15 protein-coding genes and 1 pseudogene are annotated in these 20557 nt (G+C 67.8%); 6 read left to right on the top strand and 10 right to left on the bottom strand.

The genetic code is table 11. The annotated features are described in order from the left end of the window. Positions 1-135: 135 nt before the first annotated feature. Positions 136-2910: pseudogene (locus ACFWPX_RS34655) on the bottom strand (AMP-binding protein); the annotation flags it as partial. 127 nt (positions 2911-3037) lie between these two features. Between ACFWPX_RS34655 and ACFWPX_RS34650 the strand changes: the two are divergent. Beyond that, positions 3038-4699, top strand: coding sequence for a (2,3-dihydroxybenzoyl)adenylate synthase (locus ACFWPX_RS34650; protein ID WP_378932655.1), 1662 nt, complete (start codon positions 3038-3040; stop codon positions 4697-4699). A gap of 21 nt (positions 4700-4720) precedes the next feature. Here ACFWPX_RS34650 and ACFWPX_RS34645 read toward each other — a convergent pair whose 3' ends face one another. From ACFWPX_RS34645 to ACFWPX_RS34630, 4 genes are all read right to left on the bottom strand, one after another. Further along, entirely contained in the window at positions 4721-6601 is a 1881-nt protein-coding gene (locus tag ACFWPX_RS34645) for a serine/threonine protein kinase (RefSeq protein WP_378932652.1), read from the bottom strand. A 33-nt stretch (positions 6602-6634) separates the two neighbouring features. Further along, entirely contained in the window at positions 6635-7453 is an 819-nt protein-coding gene (locus ACFWPX_RS34640) for an FHA domain-containing protein (protein ID WP_378932649.1), read from the bottom strand. 184 nt (positions 7454-7637) lie between these two features. Then, positions 7638-8009, bottom strand: a complete 372-nt coding sequence (locus tag ACFWPX_RS34635; protein WP_378932646.1) for a hypothetical protein — start codon at positions 8007-8009, stop codon at positions 7638-7640. A 573-nt stretch (positions 8010-8582) separates the two neighbouring features. Then, on the bottom strand, positions 8583-9884 hold the full coding sequence (locus ACFWPX_RS34630) for a salicylate synthase (RefSeq protein WP_378932739.1): 1302 nt from the start codon (positions 9882-9884) through the stop codon (positions 8583-8585). A gap of 216 nt (positions 9885-10100) precedes the next feature. Here ACFWPX_RS34630 and ACFWPX_RS34625 point away from each other — a divergent pair, with 216 nt between their 5' ends. Both ACFWPX_RS34625 and ACFWPX_RS34620 read left to right on the top strand, forming a co-directional pair. Continuing rightward, positions 10101-12518: a glycerol-3-phosphate 1-O-acyltransferase gene (locus tag ACFWPX_RS34625; RefSeq protein WP_378932642.1), complete on the top strand. Its 2418-nt coding sequence runs from the start codon at positions 10101-10103 to the stop codon at positions 12516-12518. Further along, a complete protein-coding gene (locus ACFWPX_RS34620; protein ID WP_378932639.1) occupies positions 12518-13930 on the top strand; it encodes a 1-acylglycerol-3-phosphate O-acyltransferase in 1413 nt (470 codons plus the stop codon). The genes ACFWPX_RS34625 and ACFWPX_RS34620 overlap by 1 nt, the downstream gene beginning before the upstream one ends. A 39-nt stretch (positions 13931-13969) precedes the next feature. On the opposite strand, the gene ACFWPX_RS34615 is transcribed toward ACFWPX_RS34620, so the two are convergent. From ACFWPX_RS34615 to ACFWPX_RS34605, 3 genes are all read right to left on the bottom strand, one after another. Next, positions 13970-15175, bottom strand: a complete 1206-nt coding sequence (locus ACFWPX_RS34615; protein ID WP_378932636.1) for a Dyp-type peroxidase — start codon at positions 15173-15175, stop codon at positions 13970-13972. Beyond that, a complete protein-coding gene (locus ACFWPX_RS34610) occupies positions 15168-15728 on the bottom strand; it encodes a copper chaperone PCu(A)C (RefSeq protein ID WP_378932632.1) in 561 nt (186 codons plus the stop codon). Before ACFWPX_RS34610 ends, ACFWPX_RS34615 begins: the two co-directional genes overlap by 8 nt. An 87-nt stretch (positions 15729-15815) precedes the next feature. Beyond that, on the bottom strand, positions 15816-16364 hold the full coding sequence (locus ACFWPX_RS34605) for a hypothetical protein (RefSeq protein WP_378932629.1): 549 nt from the start codon (positions 16362-16364) through the stop codon (positions 15816-15818). Between the two features lie 153 nt (positions 16365-16517). On the opposite strand from ACFWPX_RS34605, the gene ACFWPX_RS34600 reads away from it, so the two are divergent. Beyond that, a complete protein-coding gene (locus tag ACFWPX_RS34600; protein WP_378932626.1) occupies positions 16518-16952 on the top strand; it encodes a DUF6069 family protein in 435 nt (144 codons plus the stop codon). A 59-nt stretch (positions 16953-17011) separates the two neighbouring features. Here ACFWPX_RS34600 and ACFWPX_RS34595 read toward each other — a convergent pair whose 3' ends face one another. After that, complete coding sequence (locus ACFWPX_RS34595; RefSeq protein WP_228536832.1) at positions 17012-17731, bottom strand: polyprenol monophosphomannose synthase; 720 nt, start codon at positions 17729-17731, stop codon at positions 17012-17014. A gap of 123 nt (positions 17732-17854) precedes the next feature. Further along, positions 17855-18538, bottom strand: coding sequence for a GAP family protein (locus tag ACFWPX_RS34590; RefSeq protein WP_378913958.1), 684 nt, complete (start codon positions 18536-18538; stop codon positions 17855-17857). A 211-nt stretch (positions 18539-18749) separates the two neighbouring features. On the opposite strand from ACFWPX_RS34590, the gene ACFWPX_RS34585 reads away from it, so the two are divergent. Continuing rightward, positions 18750-19067 carry a hypothetical protein gene (locus tag ACFWPX_RS34585; protein WP_378932620.1) on the top strand — a complete coding sequence of 106 codons (318 nt, stop codon included), beginning with the start codon at positions 18750-18752 and terminating at the stop codon, positions 19065-19067. Then, the gene (locus tag ACFWPX_RS34580; RefSeq protein WP_378932617.1) at positions 19067-20356 is read left to right on the top strand and encodes a hypothetical protein; all 1290 of its coding nucleotides are present in this window, start codon (positions 19067-19069) and stop codon (positions 20354-20356) included. Before ACFWPX_RS34585 ends, ACFWPX_RS34580 begins: the two co-directional genes overlap by 1 nt. Positions 20357-20557: the final 201 nt, after the last annotated feature.

Raw genomic sequence — 20557 nt, 5'->3', positions numbered from 1 at the left:
TCCCTCCGCCGCCTCCTTTGTTTAAAACACCCTGGGGGCTGGGACCGCGCACCCGGGGCCCCCACCCCCCCCGGCGAAACGGCTGTTCGGGGCTACCGAGGCGAGGCGCGCGGGCAGCGCGACGTCGACCCAGTCGCCGCCGAGAATCACCGTCCGCAGCGAGGTCAGCGGTTCGGTACCCGGCGCGGCGGTGAGCAGCATGTCCAGCAGGCTCGGGACGCAGTTGACCAGCGAAATCCGGTGGCGGCGAATGAGTTCGACCCACACGGCGGGGTCGGTGCGCTGCGCTTCGTCGACGGTGACCACCGCACCACCTGCCGCGAGCAGGCCGAAGATGTCGTAGACGGAGAGGTCGAACTCGAGGGCCGACAGGGCGAGTGCGCGGTCGGCCGGGCCGAGGTCGAAGCGTTCGTTGAGGTCGTCGATGGTGTTCATGGCGGCACGGTGCGGCACCTCGACGCCCTTGGGCTTGCCGGTGGAGCCGGAGGTGAACAGCACGTAGGCGATGTTCTCCGGGTCGCCGAAGATCGGGCGTGCCAGCGGTTCGGTGTGTGTGCGCGCCTCCGCGAGGTCGATCGCCCGCGTATCCGGGATCTGCGCTCCGCCGACGGTGAGCACGGCGACAGCGTCGGCCGTGCTGAGGATCTCGGCGCGGCGGGCGGCGGGCTGATCGAACCCGATCGGCACGTAGACCGCGCCTGCCGCGAGCACACCGAGCACCGCGACGATCTGGTCGGGGCCCTTCGGGAGCTGCACCGCGACCGAATCACCGGGCGCCACACCGGCTTCCCGCAACGCACCGGCCACGGCCAGCGCGTCGGCGGCCAGCTCGCCATAGGTCAGCTGCCCGGCGGGCTCCCAGAGCACCGCGGGCGCGGACGGATTCGTCGCCGCGTTGGCGAAGAACCCGGTGTGCAGCAGCCCGCCGCTCACCGGTCCCGCGGTGGCGTTGACGCGGGCCCGGGTAGCGGCCTGCTCCACCGGAATTCGCACCCCGGCCTCGGCCTGCCACCCCGCTCCCCCGGCGAACCGGGTGCGTTCGATCGAGCCGACCGGAACTTCCGCTGCTTCGGCGGGTACGACCGGCAGCGTCCACGAGGTCACGCCGTCCGCCACCTGTAGCGGGTGGGTGCCGTTGGCGACCGCGCCGCTCGAAGACACCTGGGCCGACGCGAGCTCGACCGCCGTAGGCAGTGAACTGCCGGACTCGGGCGAATCGGGCGATGCCTCAGCGAGCTCGGAACGCTGGCCGCCGAGGCGTTCGATCGCTTCGATGTAGCGGGCGAACATGGCGTCGACCATGCCAGCGGGGAAGGCGGACTCGCGGATGTCCCAGTTCAGCAGCAGGCCACCGCGGACCTCGGTGATCTGGGCGTCGAGCAGGACCTGCGGGCCCTGGGAGATGATCCAGACCGGGTCGCCGAAGGTGTCGGTGACGACGTCGGGGAAGAGTTCGCCGAGGTTGAGGGCGCTGGTGTAGACGATGGGAGCAAGCACCGGTTCGCCGCGGTGACGGCCCAGGTCGCGCAGGACTTCCAGGCCCGAGTACGCGGAGTGCGCGCCTGCTTCGTGCAGCCGTTGCTGGAGCGCACGCGCCCGATCGGCGACGGTGGCGGGCTCGGTGACGTCGACTTCCAGCAGGACCGAGGAGGTGAAGTCACCGACGACACCGTCGACCTGCGGGTGCACCGGTTCACGATGGAACAGCGGCAGATTCAGCAGGAAGCGGCGCTGGGCCGACCAGCCGCCGATGGTTTCGGCGAACACCGAGGCCAGCGCCATCGCCGGGGTGATACCGCGGGCGTGGGCGGCGTCGAAGACCTGCGCTTTCGCCTGCGGGGAGAGCCAGCGGTGCAGGCGGATCGTGCGATTCGGGTCCGAGATGTGCTGGGCGAGTGGGAGTTCCGGTGCACCGGGCAGCTCGCTCAGGCGATCCTGCCACCAGGCGCGGTCGCGGGCCCGCTCCTCGGCGATGGCGGGAACCGTGCCGGGTCGCTGGTCGGTCGCGGCCTCGTCCGGCCGGTGCTCGGCCAGGTACTGACGGAAGGTGTAGTCCTGCGGCGGCAGCTGTTCGCCGTGGTAGAGCCGGGCGAGGTCGGTGATGAGGATGCGGTAGCTCATCGCGTCGGCGGCGAGCATGTCGACATCGAGGTGCAGGCGGGTGCGGCCGTCGGCGAGGCGGGTGAGCGCGATATCGATCACCTGCCCGTCCTGCACCGCCATCCGCTGATGCGTCCGCGCGCTCCGCAGTTCCGCGAGCCGCTGCTCGGCCTCCTCGGCGGAGGCCTCGCGCAGATCGGTCACGCCGAACACGGCACGGCCGGGCCGATCGAGGGTCTGCTGGGTGCCGTCGGGCAGGAATCGGGTGCGCAGCATGGGATGGCGCGACAGCAGTTGCTCGACCGCCTGCTCGAGCCGCTCGGGATATACATCGGCACCGTCGAATTCGACGTAGAGATGCGCCGCGACGCCGCCGAGTTCCTGCGCGTCGGAACGCCCGATCCAGTACGCGTGCTGCATGGGCGCGAGCGCGAAGGGGGTGCCGTCATCCGGGGCGAGCACGGATTCGGCTGCGGCGGAATCGACGCCGTCGCGTCCTGCCGAGCCGTCGGCCGGTGCCGTGTCCGGCTCAGCGGCGCTACCTGCCGCGAGGTCATCGGGGTCGGCGCCGTTGAGGAGCGCGTGCCAGGCGTCGACGGTGGGGTGGGCGGCCAGGAGGGCGAAGTTCACGGCGATGCCGCGTTTACGCCAGCCGCCCGCGAGCTTCATCGTGCGGATGGAGTCGAGGCCGAGCTGGATCAGGTCGTCGGCCTCGGCGACGGCGTCGGCGGTGATGTCGAGGTGACGGGCGATCGCGGCGCGGATCTCGGCGCGATCGATCCCGGCGCCGCCTGCGGGTGCTGTCTCCATCTGCCGATCACTCCTTGCTCGCCGACCGATCACCGGACGGATTCGGTACTGCCCGGCGGCAGCCTACTCCATTGAGATAGGGTTGCCTAACCTTTGCAAGTGTAGCGAGACTCGAGTGAGGCAGTACGTGACATCGGCAACCGGCCACCGCGAGGGCTACGTCCCATTTCCCGAAGCCGCCGCGCAGGAATACCGAGCCGCGGGCTACTGGACCGGGCGCACGCTCGGCGATCTACTGCGCGACACCGCCCGCGTCCAACCTCAGCGTCCGGCGGTTCTCAGTGACGCCGGTGCGCAGACCTACGCCGAACTCGACGCCGCCGCCGACCGGATGGCGCACGGGCTGCTGGCGCTCGGCATCGAGCCCGGCGACCGGGTGATCGTGCAGTTGCCGAATATTCCCGAGTTCGCGACGGCGCTGTTCGGCCTGCTGCGAGCGGGCATCATCCCCGTGCTCACCCTGCCCGCGCATCGCCGTGTCGAGATCGAGCACCTGGCCGCACTCTCGGAGGCCGTGGCCTATCTCATTCCGGAACGGCTCGGCGATTTCGATTACCTCGAGCTCGCCGCCACCGTGCAGCGGGCGGTGCCGAGCCTGCGGCATGTATTGGTCGCCGATGATCCGGGGACGCCGGAAGGTGCTACTCAGCCGCACGACCCGATCGAGGGAAATCGAGCCGGATTCGTCGCCCTTGATTCGGTTGCCCGCGACGGTGATTCGCTGCCCGAGGTCGACCCGTCCGATATCGCGGTGATGCTGGTCTCCGGCGGCACCACCGGCCTGCCGAAGCTGATCGCGCGCACCCACGACGACTACGTCTACAACGCGACGGCGAGCGCACAGGTCTGCGAGCTCACCCCCGATGATGTCTATCTCGCGACGCTGCCTGCCGCACACAACTTTCCGCTGGCCTGCCCCGGCATCCTCGGCACCGTCGCGACCGGCGGCGCCGTCGCCTTCACCCTCGACCCGAGCCCCGAGGCCGCCTTCGCCGCGATCGAGAAGCACCGGGTGAGCGTCACCGGTGTCGTCCCGCCGCTGGCCCAATTGTGGAGTGCGGCAGTGGATTGGGAAGATGCCGATCTGAGTTCGCTGCGCCTGTTGCAGGTGGGCGGGGCACGACTGGCCGAGGTGAACGCCCGCGAAGTCGAGCCCGCGTTGCAGTGCACTTTGCAGCAGGTGTTCGGGATGGCCGAAGGCTTGCTCAACTACACCCGTCTCGACGATGACAAAGAACTGGTGTGCACCACCCAGGGCAGGCCGCTGTCCCCCGCCGACGAACTGCGCGTCGTCGACGCCGACGGCAACGATGTCGCTCCGGGCGAAGAGGGCGAACTGCTCACCCGCGGCCCCTACACGCTGCGCGGGTATTACCGTGCGGCCGAGCACAATGCGCGCGCCTTCACCCCCGACGGCTTCTACCGCAGCGGCGACCTCGTCCGCCGGCTGCCCAGCGGCCACCTGGTCGTGAGCGGCCGGATCAAGGACGTGATCAACCGCGGCGGCGAGAACATCTCCTGCGATGAACTCGAGGAGCACCTGCTCGCCCACCCCGCCGTCCGGCACGCCGCCGCGGTCGGCCTGCCCGATGCCTCGCTCGGCGAAAAGGCCTGTGTCGTGCTGGTTGTCACCGGAGAGCTGCCGACCCTCGGCGAGATCAAAACCTTCCTCACCGAACGCGGCCTTGCCACCTACAAGCTCCCCGACCTTGTCCGCCAAGCGGATTCACTGCCGATCACCGCGGTCGGCAAGATCGACAAGAAGGCCTTGCGCGCTCTACACGGGTGAGTGACCACTGATTTCACACGGTCAGAGATTCCGGATGCAATAGATGACCGAGCTATTGCGGAATGACATGGAGGCATCTGCACCGCACCCAGAAACCGACCGCGTGGTGCGCAGGACTACGAAATCTCCGCTCGGGCACGAGACTGCGATGATAATAATATCGCTCGAGCTGGGCATACTGTAACAATAGTTAGCAAGCAGAAAGATGTTGAGACACAACATGACACCATCCTCGGCAAGGGTGGCGGAACTCGAATCCGGGCACTCCTGATCGGGGTCATCTGGATATATCCTCGCGCTCACCTGATAAGGACCGCCCCCGCGCTCGCAGTCGGGAACAACGTTATTCAGATTCCCATCGGCGTTCAAGGCTATGCATTCACCCACCCACGCAGGCGGCCTCGGCCTCTCCGCCGGTCTGGTTGTTGTCACCGGCTCACTCCGGCTGATGACCGAAGTTGCCGACGCCGATGTCGTGGTTCGGCGGGTAGTCGTTGCATCCGAGCTGCTGCGATCCGGCGATTTCGTACTCGGCACCGCAGTTCGAGTGGAAGTGGGCGCCTGGTCCAGCGCCTGGTTCGTGCTGGAAGTACTGGGCATCCTGCCACCGGAGGCGTTCGTGTCGTTCATTTGACCGAGAATGACCGCGACCACGACAATCAAGGCTGCCCCAAGGACCCACGCGAAGGCCCGTCCGATGTCGACCTGCCGATCGACCAGGGCCCGTGTCTGCATCGGGCCAAGATTTCGGGGGTCTACCGGAAATTTCGCCGAATGCATACCCCGACGAAATCTCATGCTGTCAGCGCCCGCCGGCCCTACGCTCGAGGTCGGAGGGAGCGCTTCGGTGTGCTCATTTACGCCAGCGGTCGCGATCGGCTGAGCCCGTGCCCGCAGTGGCCGGTGGTGATCATCAACGTCTAGTCGGAGAGCGTAAACCGGACTGCCTGCCGCGGCATCTGTGGGCACCCGCGTCGTACCCGCAACGCAAGGCTTCGGTTCAACGGCAGCTGGCGCAGCCTTGGGGGAGTCGGTATCGCCGCCGGATCCGGGCCGATCGGCCACGCCCGCGAGTGATCGTCGCGCCGCCTCGATGAGTTCGGTGCAGCTCGCATATCGATCATCGGGGCTTTTGGCCAGGACTTTCGCGATGACGTCATCGAGTGCTGCGGGAAGGTCCGGTCGGATGCTGTGTGGTGACGGAGGGTCGGCCGTAAGGTGCGCACCCATGACCGCGGCTTGGGCGCTGAGCGGGTACGGAGTTTGTCCGGTGAGAAGTTCATGAAGACTACAGCCAAGGGAATAGATATCCGCCCGGTGATCGACAGGACCGCCCAAGAACCTTTCCGGCGCCGCATAGGCGAAGGTCACCGCGATCGCCGAGGCCGTTGCCGTCTCGTCGAGGGCGCGTGCGATACCGAAATCGCCCAGCACAGCCCGCAGCCCACCATCGGATGCGTGTTCGATCAGCAGATTCGCCGGTTTGACGTCGCGATGCAGGATGCCTCTGTGATGGGCGTAGTCCAGTGCGTCGGCCGCATCGGACAGCAGTCGCATCACCAATTCCGGTGACAATCCCTGTGGCGAATCAGCGAGTAACGCCTTGGCATCGCCGCCACGGATATGGCGCATCGACAGCCACAATGCTGGATCGCCGGTCTTGTTTCGGTCGTGGATGGTGACAATATTGGGGTGTTCGAGCTTGGCCGCCAAAGCGACCTCTCGGTCGAAAGCCTCACGGGCAGCGGCGTTGCCGGCGAGCACGTCGGCGAGAACCTTCAATGCGACACGGCGCTCTTTGATCCGTGGGTGCCGGGCCAGATAGACGACGCCCATCCCGCCTACGCCGAGAATGCCTTCGATGGTGTATTCGGCGAATTCGTCCCCTGGCTGCAATGTCATCTAACGAAACCCTTGGATCTTGACGGAACTCCGTCACACTGCCTCGGCCCGGTCGTCGTCGAGAGTGCTGTCGAGCATCCGGAGGTCTACCGGTGCCAACGTCGCAGATCGTAGCAATGCTTGTATGAGATTGTGGTTCAAGGCATTACCGACGGGATCACCGATTCCGTCCTCGATCCGGATCCCGGCAACAGGGTCAGCGGCCATCGACAGCCGCTCACGCACCACACCGACTATGTAGGCCACAGTCCTGGGGGACCACATCCGCTCGTCTGGGCGGCCGTTCAACTCTTCGGCGACCTGCCTCCACGACAGGGGCTGCGGATAGCGTTCCTGGCGCAGATATCGTTGAGCGAGTGCGGTCAGCACCAATTTCTCGTCCGGGCTCAAGGGATAGGTTTTCGGCGGTACGGTGCGGCTGTGCTGTTGCTCGGTGGGCTTCTCGGCGGGGACACCGACCACATGAACTTCCAGAAGATGTCGCCGGTCCTTCCTGGATCCGATGAACATCGGCGTGTAGCCGGGTTCGAAGGCCCTCTGCCTGCCGTTCAACAGCAGTGGTTCGTCGGGCAACTCGATCGGCAGATGTCCCCAGTTGCTGACCCGCCACTGTTGTCCGTCGTACTCGAAGACTCCGTGTCTGCGGCTGACCCCCTCGTCATCGACCCCGACCGGTACATGGACATCGTCTCGGGATCTGCCGAAGTACAGTCTGAATTCCCCTGGCGGGACGGCGAAACCGCCGTCGGCCCCCAGCACGAAGATCGTGCCCAGCGGCGCGGCTGGGACTCCGCTTGCCAAACTACGCATCGAACTCGACAACATCTGCGGCGAAAAACCGTCCTTGGCCATCACATATCCTTCCGTCGAAACCGCCGACCGAAAGGTACCGGAGCGCCTTCGTGACCCCTCACAAAACGGACATCGAACAAGGCTGCCCGGTACGCGGCCGGGGCCAGGCTGACCAGCTTGCACTGCCAGCACTAGCCTCGGCGAGGATTTGCTCTGCGGTCTCGGTCCAGTCGAGCAGCGTTGGTCACGCGCCGGTGTGAGGTGGGAGCGGCGGCCGGGAAGCGGGCATGCTCGGCCGAGCACCGACTGCTACCGCGCCTGCCGCACCGATCAGGCCGATACCGCCCAGTACGAGCACGATGGGAAGGTCCGTATTGCGGGGCATGTAGACCGCGGCTCGGTCGATCTGGCATTCCCTGCCGGCGTTGTACGTGGTGTCGGAGCATTTCCAGCTCGCGTCGACAACCATTCTTTTGATTTCATTGCGGTTTTCGGGGCTGTCGGTGAGTACACCGGTCGAGTGATAGATGGAGATACCCGTCCCCATCCCGATGAGTAGGACAGCTGTACCAGCGAGCAGGAACAGGATCTGCAGGAATCGGGCAGTTGAATTCACGGTCAGTGATGCTAGCGGCGGCCGACTGTCTCCGCCCAGGGCGAACCGTCTACCCTCCTATACGAAAAACGTTGTGCCCCACTGTTTCCGAATCTGTACGCTCGACGGTATCGGTGAGCCAGTCGGGGGGTATCAACGGTGTCGGTCTCGAGTTCTCTCTTGGTGCCCGGGGCGGTGCTGGTCCTGGTGGTCGGGGTGTACAGCGGAGTCTCGTTCCTGGGTTTCGTGAGCCTGCCGGTGGCCGGTTTGCTGCTGTGGGCGGCGATCGATATGGAGCGACGGCTGACTCCCGCGCAGAGGCTGAGGCGGTACCAGAAAGCCACACACCAGCGAGCCCTGCGCCAGCAGCGGTCGGCCTACCGGCGGAGCACGGCATACCAGCGACGACGCACGTGGAACGCCGGCGGTCGAGGTGGACGTAGCAGCGGCTGCGGTGGTGGTGGTTGCGGTGGTGGTGGAGGCGGGGACTGACTGCGGCTAACCCGCTGGTGATCCTCGGTCAGGCCGCTTAGGTAGATCGGCTCACCGCCGGCCCGGGTGCGCAAGTCCTGCGCGCCCCACGGCCGGCAGAAGTCACGCAGGGGCGGTGAAAGCCTTGACCACGTAAGGCGCCACGCTGCCCAGCTTTTCGCAGGTCTCCTCGAATTCGCGCTCGGGGCGAGACTGGCCGACGATCCCCGCACCGGCGCGCAACCACGCACCTTCACCGGTCTGGTAGACCGCGCGCAGCACCAGCGTCGCCTCGAGAGCGCCGGTCGGCGAAACGCACACCACCGCGCCGGAGTACAGCCCGCGCGGATCGTGGTCGTTGCGGAACACCGAGTCGACGCCCGCGCGTTTGGGGATGCCGGAGGCGGTCACCGACGGGAACAGCACCTCGAGGGCGTCCCACGCGGTGCGGTCGGCGGCGAGGGTGCCGCGCACGGTGGATGCCAGGTGCTGCACACTGCCGCGCTCGCGCACCGCCATGAAATCGGAGACCGCGGACGTGCCGGGCACGGCCACCTCGGCGATCTCGGCGAAGGAGGTCTGCACCGAAATCGCGTGCTCCACGATCTCCTTCGGGTCGGCGAGCAGCTCGGCGCGGGCAGCACCGTCGGCCTCGATACCGAGTCCGAACGCGCGCGTGCCGGCCAGCGGTTCGGTGGTGACGATGCGATCGTCGTCGACCGAGGCCACCAGCTCGGGGCTGAACCCGGCCGCTTCGAGCCCACCCAGCCGCAGCAGGAACGAGCGCGCGGGCGTGTTGTTGGCCCGGCCGAGGCGATAGGTCGCGGGCACGTCCACCGCGAACGGCAGCTCGACCTTGCGCGACAGAATCACCTTCTGATAGCTGCCGGAGCGGATCTCGGCGACAGCCGCGGCGACCCGATCCTGGTAGTTGGTCGGGTCGGGTCGCACATCGACCGGCGTCGCGACCGGCAGGTCCACACCCTGCGAGCCGGCGATCAGATCGTGGATGTCGCACGCTTCATTGGGAGTGGCGCCGCTGATCCGCACACCGGTGGCGTCGATGCGCACCTCGATCCGCGGAATCATCAGGTGCGCCAACGAGGTCAGCGGATTGAGATAGTGGGTCGCCGCGAGCGAGTAGGCGCAGAATTCGAAGCCGATCCAGCCGTAGGCGTTGCGGCCGTCGAGCGGCAGGCTCGCCAGCGCGGTGTCGATGGCGGTGGCCGGGCTGCCGGTCCACGCGCGCGCGGTGGTCTCATCACCCCACACGGTGCGCAGCTCACCGGCGTCGAGTTCCACGCTGCCGAGCGGATCGGCGGCGAACACCCACGCGCCGGGCTGTTCGTACATCACGTACTCGCCGAACCGATCCGAAACGGCCAGACGTGACATCGCTGCCGCCGGGTCGGTCACATACTCCACCCGTACGGGTTGTTCCGTCGACGACAACGATCCTCCAAGGTAAAGCTGACCTAACTTTGCGTGGTTAGGTTAGCATTACCTCGCCGTTTAGCCAGACCCGCGCTGGGTATTCTTCGCCACTCCGGGGAGCGCATGCCGGTCCTGCGCACGCGCCCGGGCAACGCGCTGTAGCCCAAGTTCGATGCGCCGAGCCAATTCTGCGGCTTGAATGGAGCAATGATCGACAAAGGTGGGCGGCGCGGCCCGCAGGCAGACTCGGTGGTCGCCCTGGTCGACGCGGCCTCCGGCGTCGAACGCGAAGTGATCGGCGACTGGATCGCCCAGGGCGGTCTCGGCAGGGAGGTCGACTCGACCGCCCCGGTGACCCAGCTCGACCTCGACGCGAAGGCCATCACCAAACGCCTTGTCGGCAGGCACGACGACCCGCTCGTCGTCCCGGTCCGGGTGCTGTGGCTGCCGCCCGAACGCGACGGTGTGCGCCGGGTGACCTTCGCCGACCTGGCGATGCTCACCAATCCGCGCAAACCCAACCGGCTCGTCCAGCGCAGGCTGCTGCGCACCGAACCCGACCGCCACCGTGTGCTCGTCGGCGCACCCGCCCGGCTCAGCGCGCTGCGCACCAACAATCCCGAGGCCGCGGCACTGCTGCGGGCGGGCTCAGCCGACCCGTTCGCGCGCGCGGTGGTGCGCGCGGCGGTGGTCGCGCTCGAACGCGCCGAACGCACCGTGATCGGCGATCGCTACAAGGTGCCCCAGCTGGTGGCCGAGGAGATCCTCGACTCCCCCGAATTCCAGCGCAAGCTCGACTACATCGCCGACGAGATCGGCTCCGAACCCGACCAGGTGTACCGCAACGCGGAGAAGGCGCTGCGCGAGCTGGTCGCCGCGCAGAGCCGACTGGTCTCGGATCTGTTCACCCAGGCCATGCGACCGGTGCACGCCTCGACCTGGAAGGTCGACACCGATCTGCGCGGCCTCGACGCGTTGCGCAAGCTCAACCGCAAACACCCGCTGGTGTTCCTGCCCTCGCACCGCTCCTACGTGGACGCGTTCGTCCTCGGTGACGTGCTGGCGCGCAATGATTTTCCGCCCAACCATGTGATCGGCGGTGCGAACCTCAACTTCTGGCCGATGGGACCGGTCGCGCGGCGCACCGGAACGGTGTTCATCCGGCGCAGCTTCGGCGACGACGAGGTCTACAAGGCGGTCGTCGAGGAGTACTTCGCCTACCTGCTGGCCAAGCGCTTCAATATGGAGTGGTACTTCGAGGGCGGCCGCACCAGGACCGGCAAGCTGCGCCCGCCGCGCTACGGGCTCCTCAATTATCTTGCCGCCGCGGTCCGTTCGCGTCGCGTCGACGACGTGATGCTGGTGCCGGTCTCGATCACCTACGAGCGACTCAACGAGCTGGGCGCGATCGCCAGCGAACAGGCCGGTGGCACCAAGAAGGCCGAGGGCATCGGCTGGCTCGCGAAATATGTTCGTCTGCAGCAGCATTCGGCCGGTCGCGTGTATGTGCGGTTCGGCGAAGCGATTTCGGCGCGCGAGCGGCTCGGCGTGCACGGTGATCCGCTGGACCTGCGGCCGGTGACCATCCCACTGCGTGACACCGAGACCGGGTCGACCAGCTCTCCCGACGAGACCGAGCTCGCCGCCGCCGAGCACAAAGCCGTGCAGCGCTTGGCCTTCGATGTCGCGGTCGGCATCAACGAGGTCACCCCGATCACCGTCAACGCGCTGGTCACCCTGGCCCTGCTCGGCGTGCACGAGCGCGCGCTCACGCTGGGCCAGGTGCGCACGGTGCTCGACCCGGTGCTCGGCTATATCGTCGGTCGCGGACTGCCCAGCGGCGAACTCACCACGCTGCGCGATGAGCAGGGCCTGCGGGTGGTGCTCGAACAGCTCGCGCTGGCGGGCGTGGTCACCGTGTATCGCGGCGGGCTGGAGCCGGTGTACGCGATCGAACCCGGCGCGCATCTCGAAGCGGCGTTCTACCGCAACAGCGCGGTGCACTGGTTCGTCAACCGAGCCATTCTCGAACTGGCGGCCCTCACCGCGGTGGAGCAACCGGGTGACGACCCGCTGCGGGCGGCGTGGAAGGCGGCGTTCGCGCTGCGCGACCTGCTCAAGTTCGAATTCTTCTTCCCGGAACGGCAGGAGTTCGCCGAGCAGATCATCCAGGAAGTGCGCATCATCGTGCCCGAATGGGACGAGCACACTCCGGATGATCGACTGGATCGCCAATTCCTCGGCGCTGTCACCGAATCCGGATTCGTGATGGCCCATCGCGTGCTGCGATCGTTCTTCGACGCGCAGCTGGTGGTCGCCGAGCGCCTGGTTGCCCGGCCCGCCGACGCGACGATCGATCGCAAGGAATTCATCGACGAATGCGTGGCGGTCGGCAAGCAGATGCTGTTGCAGCAGCGGTTGCACAGCCCGGAATCGGTATCGTCGGAATTGTTCACCAGCGCATGGAAACTGGCCGACAACCACGGCCTCATCGCGCCCGCAGCCGAGGGCACCGAGGCCGAGTTGAAGGACAAGCGGCAGGAATTCGCCGACCAGCTGCGCGATCTCGGCGAGCGTATCGCACGGGCGGCCTCGCTCGATCCGTCGAACAGGAACTCGATCTGATGGGCACACTCGCCGAAGCCGTGGCCGCGATCCGGTCGGGCCCGCAAGGCGCGCAGGTCGCGGCCGTGTTCGATTTCGGTGGCACGGTTGTCGACGGTCTGCCGCGACGCAGCTTGGCGCGCAAGGTGTTCCGGCGCGGTGACGATCGCCTGGCCACCCTGCTCGGCGGCATCCAGCGCGGCGGTAGCGACGGCGACTACGGACGATTCCTCCAAGCCGTCGAGCGGACTTGGGCAGGCGCGTCGGAGGTCGAGCTCGAGCAGCTGGGCCGCAAGGCATTCCGCAAAGAGATCTACGGGCGGCTGTTTCCCGAGGCGTGGCACCTCGTGCGCGCGCACCAATTGGCCGGTCACACAGTGATATTGGTCAGTGAGCTGACGCGATTCCAGGTACAGCCGGCCGCCGAGCGCCTCGGCATCGGCAACGTGGTGTGCACCCAGCTCGCCGTCGACGACGGGGCACTGACGGGGCACACCGAGGGCGCACCGCTGTGGCGCGCCGGAAAGTCCGCGGCGGTCACCGAATTCGCCGCCGGGCGCGAGATCGGCTACGTCTACGCCGACAGCGTGGCCGACCTGCCCCTCCTCGAACTCGCCGAGCGGCCGACCGTGATCGACCCCGACCCAGCCCTGGCCGCGATCGCCACCGGCAACGGCTGGCCCACCCTGACCTTCCGCCTGCGCCGAGCACCACGCCCCATCGACTACCTGCGGACCATCGCCGGCTTCGCCGGACTCATCGGCGGCGCGCTGGTCGGCGTACTTCGCAAGTCCTACACCGGCAAGCGGCAGACGATGGCCGACGCGCTCATGCACGACGCCACCACCGCCACCCTGCGCGCCATCGACGTACAACTGCGCGTGGTCGGCATCGAGAATGCCCGCGCGCCGAGGCCCGCGGTGTTCCTGTTCAACCATCAGAGCCAGTTCGACGTCATCATCGTCCCGAAGGTCCTCGACGGCGCGGTCACCGGCATCGGCAAGAAGGAACTCGCCAACCACCCGCTGTTCGGTCCGCTGATGCGATTCGTCGGCGTCACCTTCATCGACCGCGCCAATACCGAGGCAGCGAAAGCCTCACTCGCGCCGGTGGTCTCGACTCTGCGCGACGGGCTGTCCATCGCCGTGGCACCCGAGGGCACCCGTTCGTACACCCCGCACGTCGGTCCGTTCAAGAAGGGCGCTTTCCACATCGCCATCCAGGCGGGCGTGCCGGTGATTCCGATCGTGCTGCGCAACGCGGGCGAAATCGCCTGGCGGGATTCACCTATCGCCCGCTCCGGCATCGTCGACGTCGCGGTCCTACCGCCGATCGACGTCTCCGGCTGGGACCCCGCCGACATGGACGACGAGGTCGAAGGCGTCCGGCAGCTGTTCGAAACCACCCTGCTGAACTGGCCGGAAGCCGACTGAAGCCCGGCCGGGCGCGGTGACACACCCGGCCGGACTCCCTCAGCTTTCGAACAACTGCTGCCCGAGATAATTCCCGGTACCGGCAACACCGGGCGGGATCGCGAACACCGCCGAGCCGACCGGTGTCGTCCATTCGTTCAGCGCGTCGAACTCCGCCAGTCGCTGCTGCACCGGCAGGAACTGGGCGTCGACGTCGCGCTGATAGGCGACGAACAGCAGGCCGGAATTCGACAGCTGCCCCGGCGCGGGTGCCTCGTCGTAGTTGAATCCGCGCCGCAGGAACCGTTCACCGTCGTGGGTGTGCCTGGCGCGGGCGACGTGCGAGGACGGCGGGATGACCGGGATGCCGTTGCGGTCGACCGCCGTCAGATCGGGCTCGTCGTGTTCGGCGGTGCCGGTGAGCGGCGCGCCGGTGGTGACCTTTCTGCCGACGGTCAGTTCGCGGCTGTCGGCGTCGAGTTCGTCCCAGGTGTCGAGGTCCATGGCGATGCGGCGCAGCACCAGCGAGGTGCCGCCCCGCAGCCACGGCATCGACGTGCCGTCGTCCCACACCAGACGATCGAAGTCGACCGTGCGCGGGGCGATATTGACGGTGCCGTCGACCTGGCCCATGAGGTTGCGCATGGTCTGGCCACGTGGCGCGTCCCGGAAGCCGCGCTGCACCCAGCGCACCGTCACCAGCGACTTCACATGTTTTGACAGCACCCGCACCGCGTGCGCGACCGTTGTCGCCTCCGCGGCACAGACCTGGAGTACCAGGTCGGCGCCGGTGTAGGCGGGCTCCAGCCGGTCGACGGGGAACGGCGGCAGCTGCCGCAACCAGCTCGGCCGTCGCGCGGTCAGACCGGCGACGGTGAACAGCTCAGGGCCGAAACCGACCGTGACCGTCAGGCGGGCGGGCCTGGCCGCGAGTTCCGGTTCGGTGTCGGCGAGCGCGGGCAGGCCCTGGGTGAGCCGTGACGCGTCGTCGGTCCAGATCCGGAGCAGGCCGATGATGTCTTCGCGGCCGACGCCGGGCGCGAGATCGAAACCGGCGAAGGCGACATGACCGGGTGGCGTCGTCTCGATGCCTGCCTGATGCGTGCCGTAGAACGGCACGGTGTCGAGCGCGGCGTCGCGTTCGCGTTCCCGATCCGGCAGACCGGCCGCACCCCAGCCGATTCCGGCCGCACCGACGACACCCGCAGCCGCGGCTCCCCCGCCGAGCAACCGGCGGCGGGAGAGCCCGGAATGCGGATCAGCCACCGTGCGTGGGGTTCTCGGCGCCCGGCGCGTAGTTCTCGTTGCCGCCGGCGAAATCGCGCACCTGGGCACTGACCACGGTGCTGGAGCCGTCGGAGAAGGTCAAGGTGAGCGAGGTTTCCGCGCCGGTGCGCAATGGCTGCTTCAGGTCCATGAACATCAGATGCTCGGCGCCTGGCTTCAGTGTCACTTCGCCGTGCGCCGGGATGGTGATGCCGCCTTCCTTGGGGCGCATGGTCTTGGCTCCAGTGCTGTCGGGCACGACCTCGTGGATCTCGACCCGGTCCGAGGCGGGGCTGGTCGCGGCGACCAGGGTCACCGGTTCGTCGCCGGTATTGCGCAGGTGGCCGAAGGCCGCGGACATGCCGGAGTCGGCGGCTTTGATCCACTGGTCGCTCATGCTGATCCGGTCACCCGCAGGCGCGGGGGCGGCGGGGGTTGTTTCCGAACTCGAGCAGGCGGTGGCGAACACGGCGAGGACGGACAGTGCGGTCGCGGCGCCGAGACGGCGTGCGGCACGGGGTGTACGCAGATGGGTACGGGCATACGCGGACATGGAGAACTCCGATCATCGGGTGAGGTGAAACCCGGACCGGCAGGTCGGCATCGGCGAATCATCCGCCGGGACGGCGGAATTCGGCGGCTACGCCGGAACGGGGTGAACGACGGTGCTTCCCGCCCGAGGCGGACCGCGCAGGCCGATGCCTGGTCGAAGCAGCAGTTGGCGCAGGACCGCTCGCTCATCGGCGCGAGGCAGCCTGCCCGGCCGCGCGGCCGGGCCCGGTACCCCCGCCAGCACCACGGCCAGCCGTCGCACGCTGGTGATCGCCCGGCGCACACCGACTTCGGCGGCGCGGATCGCGGTCGCGCCCGCCGGGATCGCCACCAGGTGGGCGAGCAGCATCGCGGCGGAGACAGAGTGGTGCTGCGTATGCCCCAGCGTGAGCGCGGTGTGCCCGATGCCCTGTCCGACGGCCAGCACCACCATGGTCGACACCGGACTGTTGCCCCGCGGCAGCGCGGTGACTACGACACCGATCAGGGCGCACGCGGCGAACAGCAGCGTCAAGGCGGATCCGGTGGGAACGGCGCTCGCACCGCCGATTCCGTGTGCCAGCACGGCGACGGCTCCGGACGCGGAACCCACTGCCGCGCCACGTAAGCGCGCGGTGTGATCCGTCGGAGAGCCCACCCCGCCATGCTACGACCATCCGTCGTAGATATCGGGCGCAGGGCCTATGACCAGCGTCTCAACGAAGCGGCGCAACCGAATTCAGCCGAGGGCTTGACATGAACATTGGTTTAGGTTTGATGCTTGTCTCACCACCGAATGAGGGAGAACATCATGACCACCACCACCGCCCCCGCCACCTACACCGTCCCCGCGCTGAACCGGCCCGTCGCCGTGCTGGGCGCCGTGGTCGCCGCCGTCGTCCTGAATCTGATCGTCTGGGCCATCGGCGCTGCCGCAGGCGGGTCGTTCATCACCGTCGACAACGGCAAGCTGCTCGATGTCGCGCCCGGCGGGGTGATCATGATGTCGGCCGTGCCGCTGCTGATCGGCCTGACCGTGGCCGTGCTGCTGTCCTACCTGTGGACCGGCGTGCTGCGGACCGCCGCCGTGGTCGGGTCGGTGCTGTCGATCGGGACGATCGCGATGACCGTTTCCTCGAACTTCGACACCGCCTCCACCGTCGCCCTGTCGGTGATGCACGTGGTGCTGGTGCCGGTCATGGTGATCGCGATGGAAGGTGTGCGTCGCTCCATCACCGCGAAGTGACCCGAAACAACAGCGAAGGCCCCGCCGAAACTTCGGCGGGGCCTTTCGCGTGTCGAGTTCTAGACCGAGCGGCCGAACAGCAGCTTCCACGGCATGAGCGCCGACTCGAGCTGCACCTTCAGGCTCATCTTCGACGCGCCGACGGTGCGCTCCTCGAAGCGGATCGGCACCTCGGCGATCGTGTAGCCCTTCTTGATCGCGCGGTAGTTCATCTCGACCTGGAACGAGTAGCCGTTGCTGCGGATCGAGGCCACGTCGATCGCGCGCAGCGTGTCGGCCTTCCAGGCCTTGAAACCGGCGGTCGCGTCCTTCACGCCGAGGCGCAGGATCAGGTTCACGTAGAAGTTGGCCCAGGCCGACAGCGCCTTGCGGTACCACTTCCATTCCGCGGCCGTCGAACCACCGGGCACGTAGCGCGACCCGAGCGCTACGCCGACATCGTCGGAGCTCAGCTTCTCGAGCATCGACGGGATCACCTCGGCGGGGTGCGACAGATCGGCGTCCATCTGGATCACCACGTCGGCACCCTCGTCGAGCGCCGCGGTGATGCCCGCGATGTAGGCGCGGCCGAGGCCGTCCTTCTCGGTGCGGTGCAGCACGCTCACCACATTCGGCAGCTCAGCTGCCAGTTTGTCGGCGACGTCACCCGTGCCGTCGGGTGAATTGTCGTCTACCACCAGCACGTGCAGATCCGACACCGGCAGAGCCGTCAGCCGCTCTACCGCCACCGGCAGATTTTCCCGCTCGTTGTAGGTCGGCACAACAACGGTAACCCTCAAGGGTCGCCCTCCCTGCTCACCTGGATAGCCCCGCGGCCCAGGATGCGGGCACGGGGCATGTCATCGATTCGTTATGACGGTACTCGATGGTCCTGACGCTTTCCTGAGTGGCCGTGCGGGCGCTCACCACAATCGGCCCGCGTGGACAAGAGCGTCGATGACCAGTCCGATGCCGAACACGACGAAGAGCACTCTGATCGCCGGCGGCCCGAAGCGGGTGATGCCCCGCACGAGCAGCCGGTAGACCCGCCGGGCGCGCGGCGTTCGCCGCAGCGCCAATGCCAGCACGACCAGTGGCAGGACCAGGGCGATCGCGCAGTAACCCGCCACGATCAGCGGCCACACCACCGGCAGCGGGCGCTGCGCGGACAGCAGCGCGAGGGCCGCGAGATACGGCACCGAGGTCGGCACCTTCGCCAGACCGAGAGTGAATCCGATCACGCCCATCAGCCACGGATATTTGCGCACCGGCTCGACCCAGCGGCCGCCGGTGGAGGTGGTGGTGTCGACCGGGAGCGCGGCCACCGCGATCAGCACCAGGCCGATCACCAGCTCACCCCAGTAGCGCAGGGTGGGGGTCAGCTCGAAGTCGAGGAGCCGGACCAGGAAGTCGATGCCGAGCACGGCACACACCCCGAAGGCCACCGAGACCGCGAAAACGCCGCCGAGGAAGCTGAGCACCCCCGTCATCGGCGAGCGCCGGGTCAGCCTGGCGTCGGCGACCACGGCCGTGGTGATCGCCACCAGCAGCACGTCGAGCGCGTCGAGCAGGGCGAACCCGAGCAGGGCGAGCAGCAGGACAGACATAACGTGGCTGACCCTACTCGCCGGTCATGTTCGATCGCCGACCCGTCAGTCACACCAGCACCAGCCGAGCTTCGCGGTGAAAGTCCGTGACCTGCGCACTCTCGAGATCGATCCGTCCATCTGGACTGGACTCCCCCGCAAACGGCGCTGGGTGGTTAGGCTTTTCAGCACCGGCCGTGCCGGGATCCGCGATCGTGAAGGGGCAGACATCGTGGCAGAAATGTCATTCGACCCGTCAGCGCTCGACGCTTATCAGCGTGCGGCAGCTCGGGTTTCCGAACTTCTTGGCACAGCGGCCAACGATACGACGACCGCGGCCGGGGTCGACCTGTCCGGGCTCGGCGTGCTCGGGCGTGAATTCGCCGCCGCCTGGACACAGGCCGCGGGCGACCACGCGTCGACGCTGAGCACCGCTGGCAATCTGGTCACCGCCTACCAGGACATCTTGAATCGCTTCGGCGCCAGCGTGACCGGGATCGATACCGGGCTGGCAGGCGATCTGCGTGCGGCCGAGGGTGAGGTGGCGTGATGCGTGCCAAGTCGCTGGCTTCCGAGACCACATTGAGCACGATCACACCCGCCGAGGCCGAGGCCAAGATCGCACCGGTGATCGCGCTGCTCGAAGTGCCCCTGCTCGAATTGCGAAGCTCGTTGGGCAGTAATACTTCCGCCGATCCCGATGCCGCGGTGGTGGCCGCACTCACTTCGGCTTCCGCCGCCACTACGGCTACCGAGGACCCGCATCGGCTCGGGCTGTACGCGCTCGAGTCGACCGAGACAGCGGCGCCAGCGACACCCGCGCTGCGGCAGACCGCCACCGAGGTCTCGGCCGCGGCCGATCGTGGGACCAGACTGAGTTCCCTGCTCGGGCAGGCGTATTCGACCCAGTCGACCGCAGCCGCCAAGGTCGACGCGATCATCGCGGACTTCCGGGCCAAGGCGAAGAGGGCCGCGCCCGCGGTGAACGGGAACAACCTCGACGCCATCGTCGAGCTCGCCGAAGAGGCCATCTCGGAAGCGGTCGGGGTGGTGGGTAATGCCAGCACCGAGATGGATCAGTACACCCGCAACACCAGGGGGCTCACCAGCGATCTCGGCGGGACCAACGGGGTGACCGTTCCCACCGGCGCGACGGAGGTGGCGCCCGGGGTCTATGTTCTCGGTACCGGCGGATCCGACACGTCGTCGTGGAACGACTCGTCGTGGGATGACGACGACGACAACATCGATCCGGCGACAGCGGCGCAGATCGCGTTGCAAGAGGCGCTGATCGACGGCGGGGTCTCACTGGGGACCGCGGCGATCGATGCCGGTGTCAGCTTCGGTACGCATCTGATCGACAAGATCGCCGAAGTCGCGATGCACGGGCTCGACAAGGGTTCGGAGCTGGCGACGACCGGCATCGACACGCTCGCCGCGAATGCCGCCGGAACCGAGGGCACGGCCACCGCACCCGCGGGCACCTCGCCCGCCGCACCGTCGACGAATGGCGGTGGGACCGGCACGAACACACTGTTCGGCGGCTTGGGTGGCGGCACCAGCACCGGCGGCGGCACCAGCACCGGCGCTGGGGCGAACAACGACAGCGGCGCTTCGGCGAAGCCGGAAGCACCCGCGCCGGCCGCCCCATTCCAGTCGAACCAGGCGCCGAAAACCGAACAGGCCCCACAGGCTCCGATCACCCCCGCGCCCGCTCAGCAGCCGATGCAAGGCGGAGTGGTGCCGCCGGGCGCTCGCCCCCAGCAGGATCAGGAGACCGAGAAGCCCTCTGCCGCACCCAGACACGGCCAACCGGGAGTCGTCCCGGCGCCGGCGTAGGACGCCCGCATGGAAAATCCGTTCGGTGCCTACTTCACCTCGCCGGACGCCACGCCGTCCGGGGGGCCGGCGCCCCCCCGCGAAACCCCGGGGCCGCGGGGGGGCGCGGGCCCGCGCCCCACGCCCGCGCGGCGGGGGGGCGGGTCCGAACACGGGTGAGCCGCAGAAGACGCGCCGGCCGCGACGCCAGCACCCGCACCC

Source organism: Nocardia sp. NPDC058518, assembly GCF_042719655.1.
Taxonomy (GTDB): domain Bacteria; phylum Actinomycetota; class Actinomycetes; order Mycobacteriales; family Mycobacteriaceae; genus Nocardia.
Note: the sequence above shows the minus strand (reverse complement) of the source record. Positions and strands in the feature narration are given on the sequence as shown.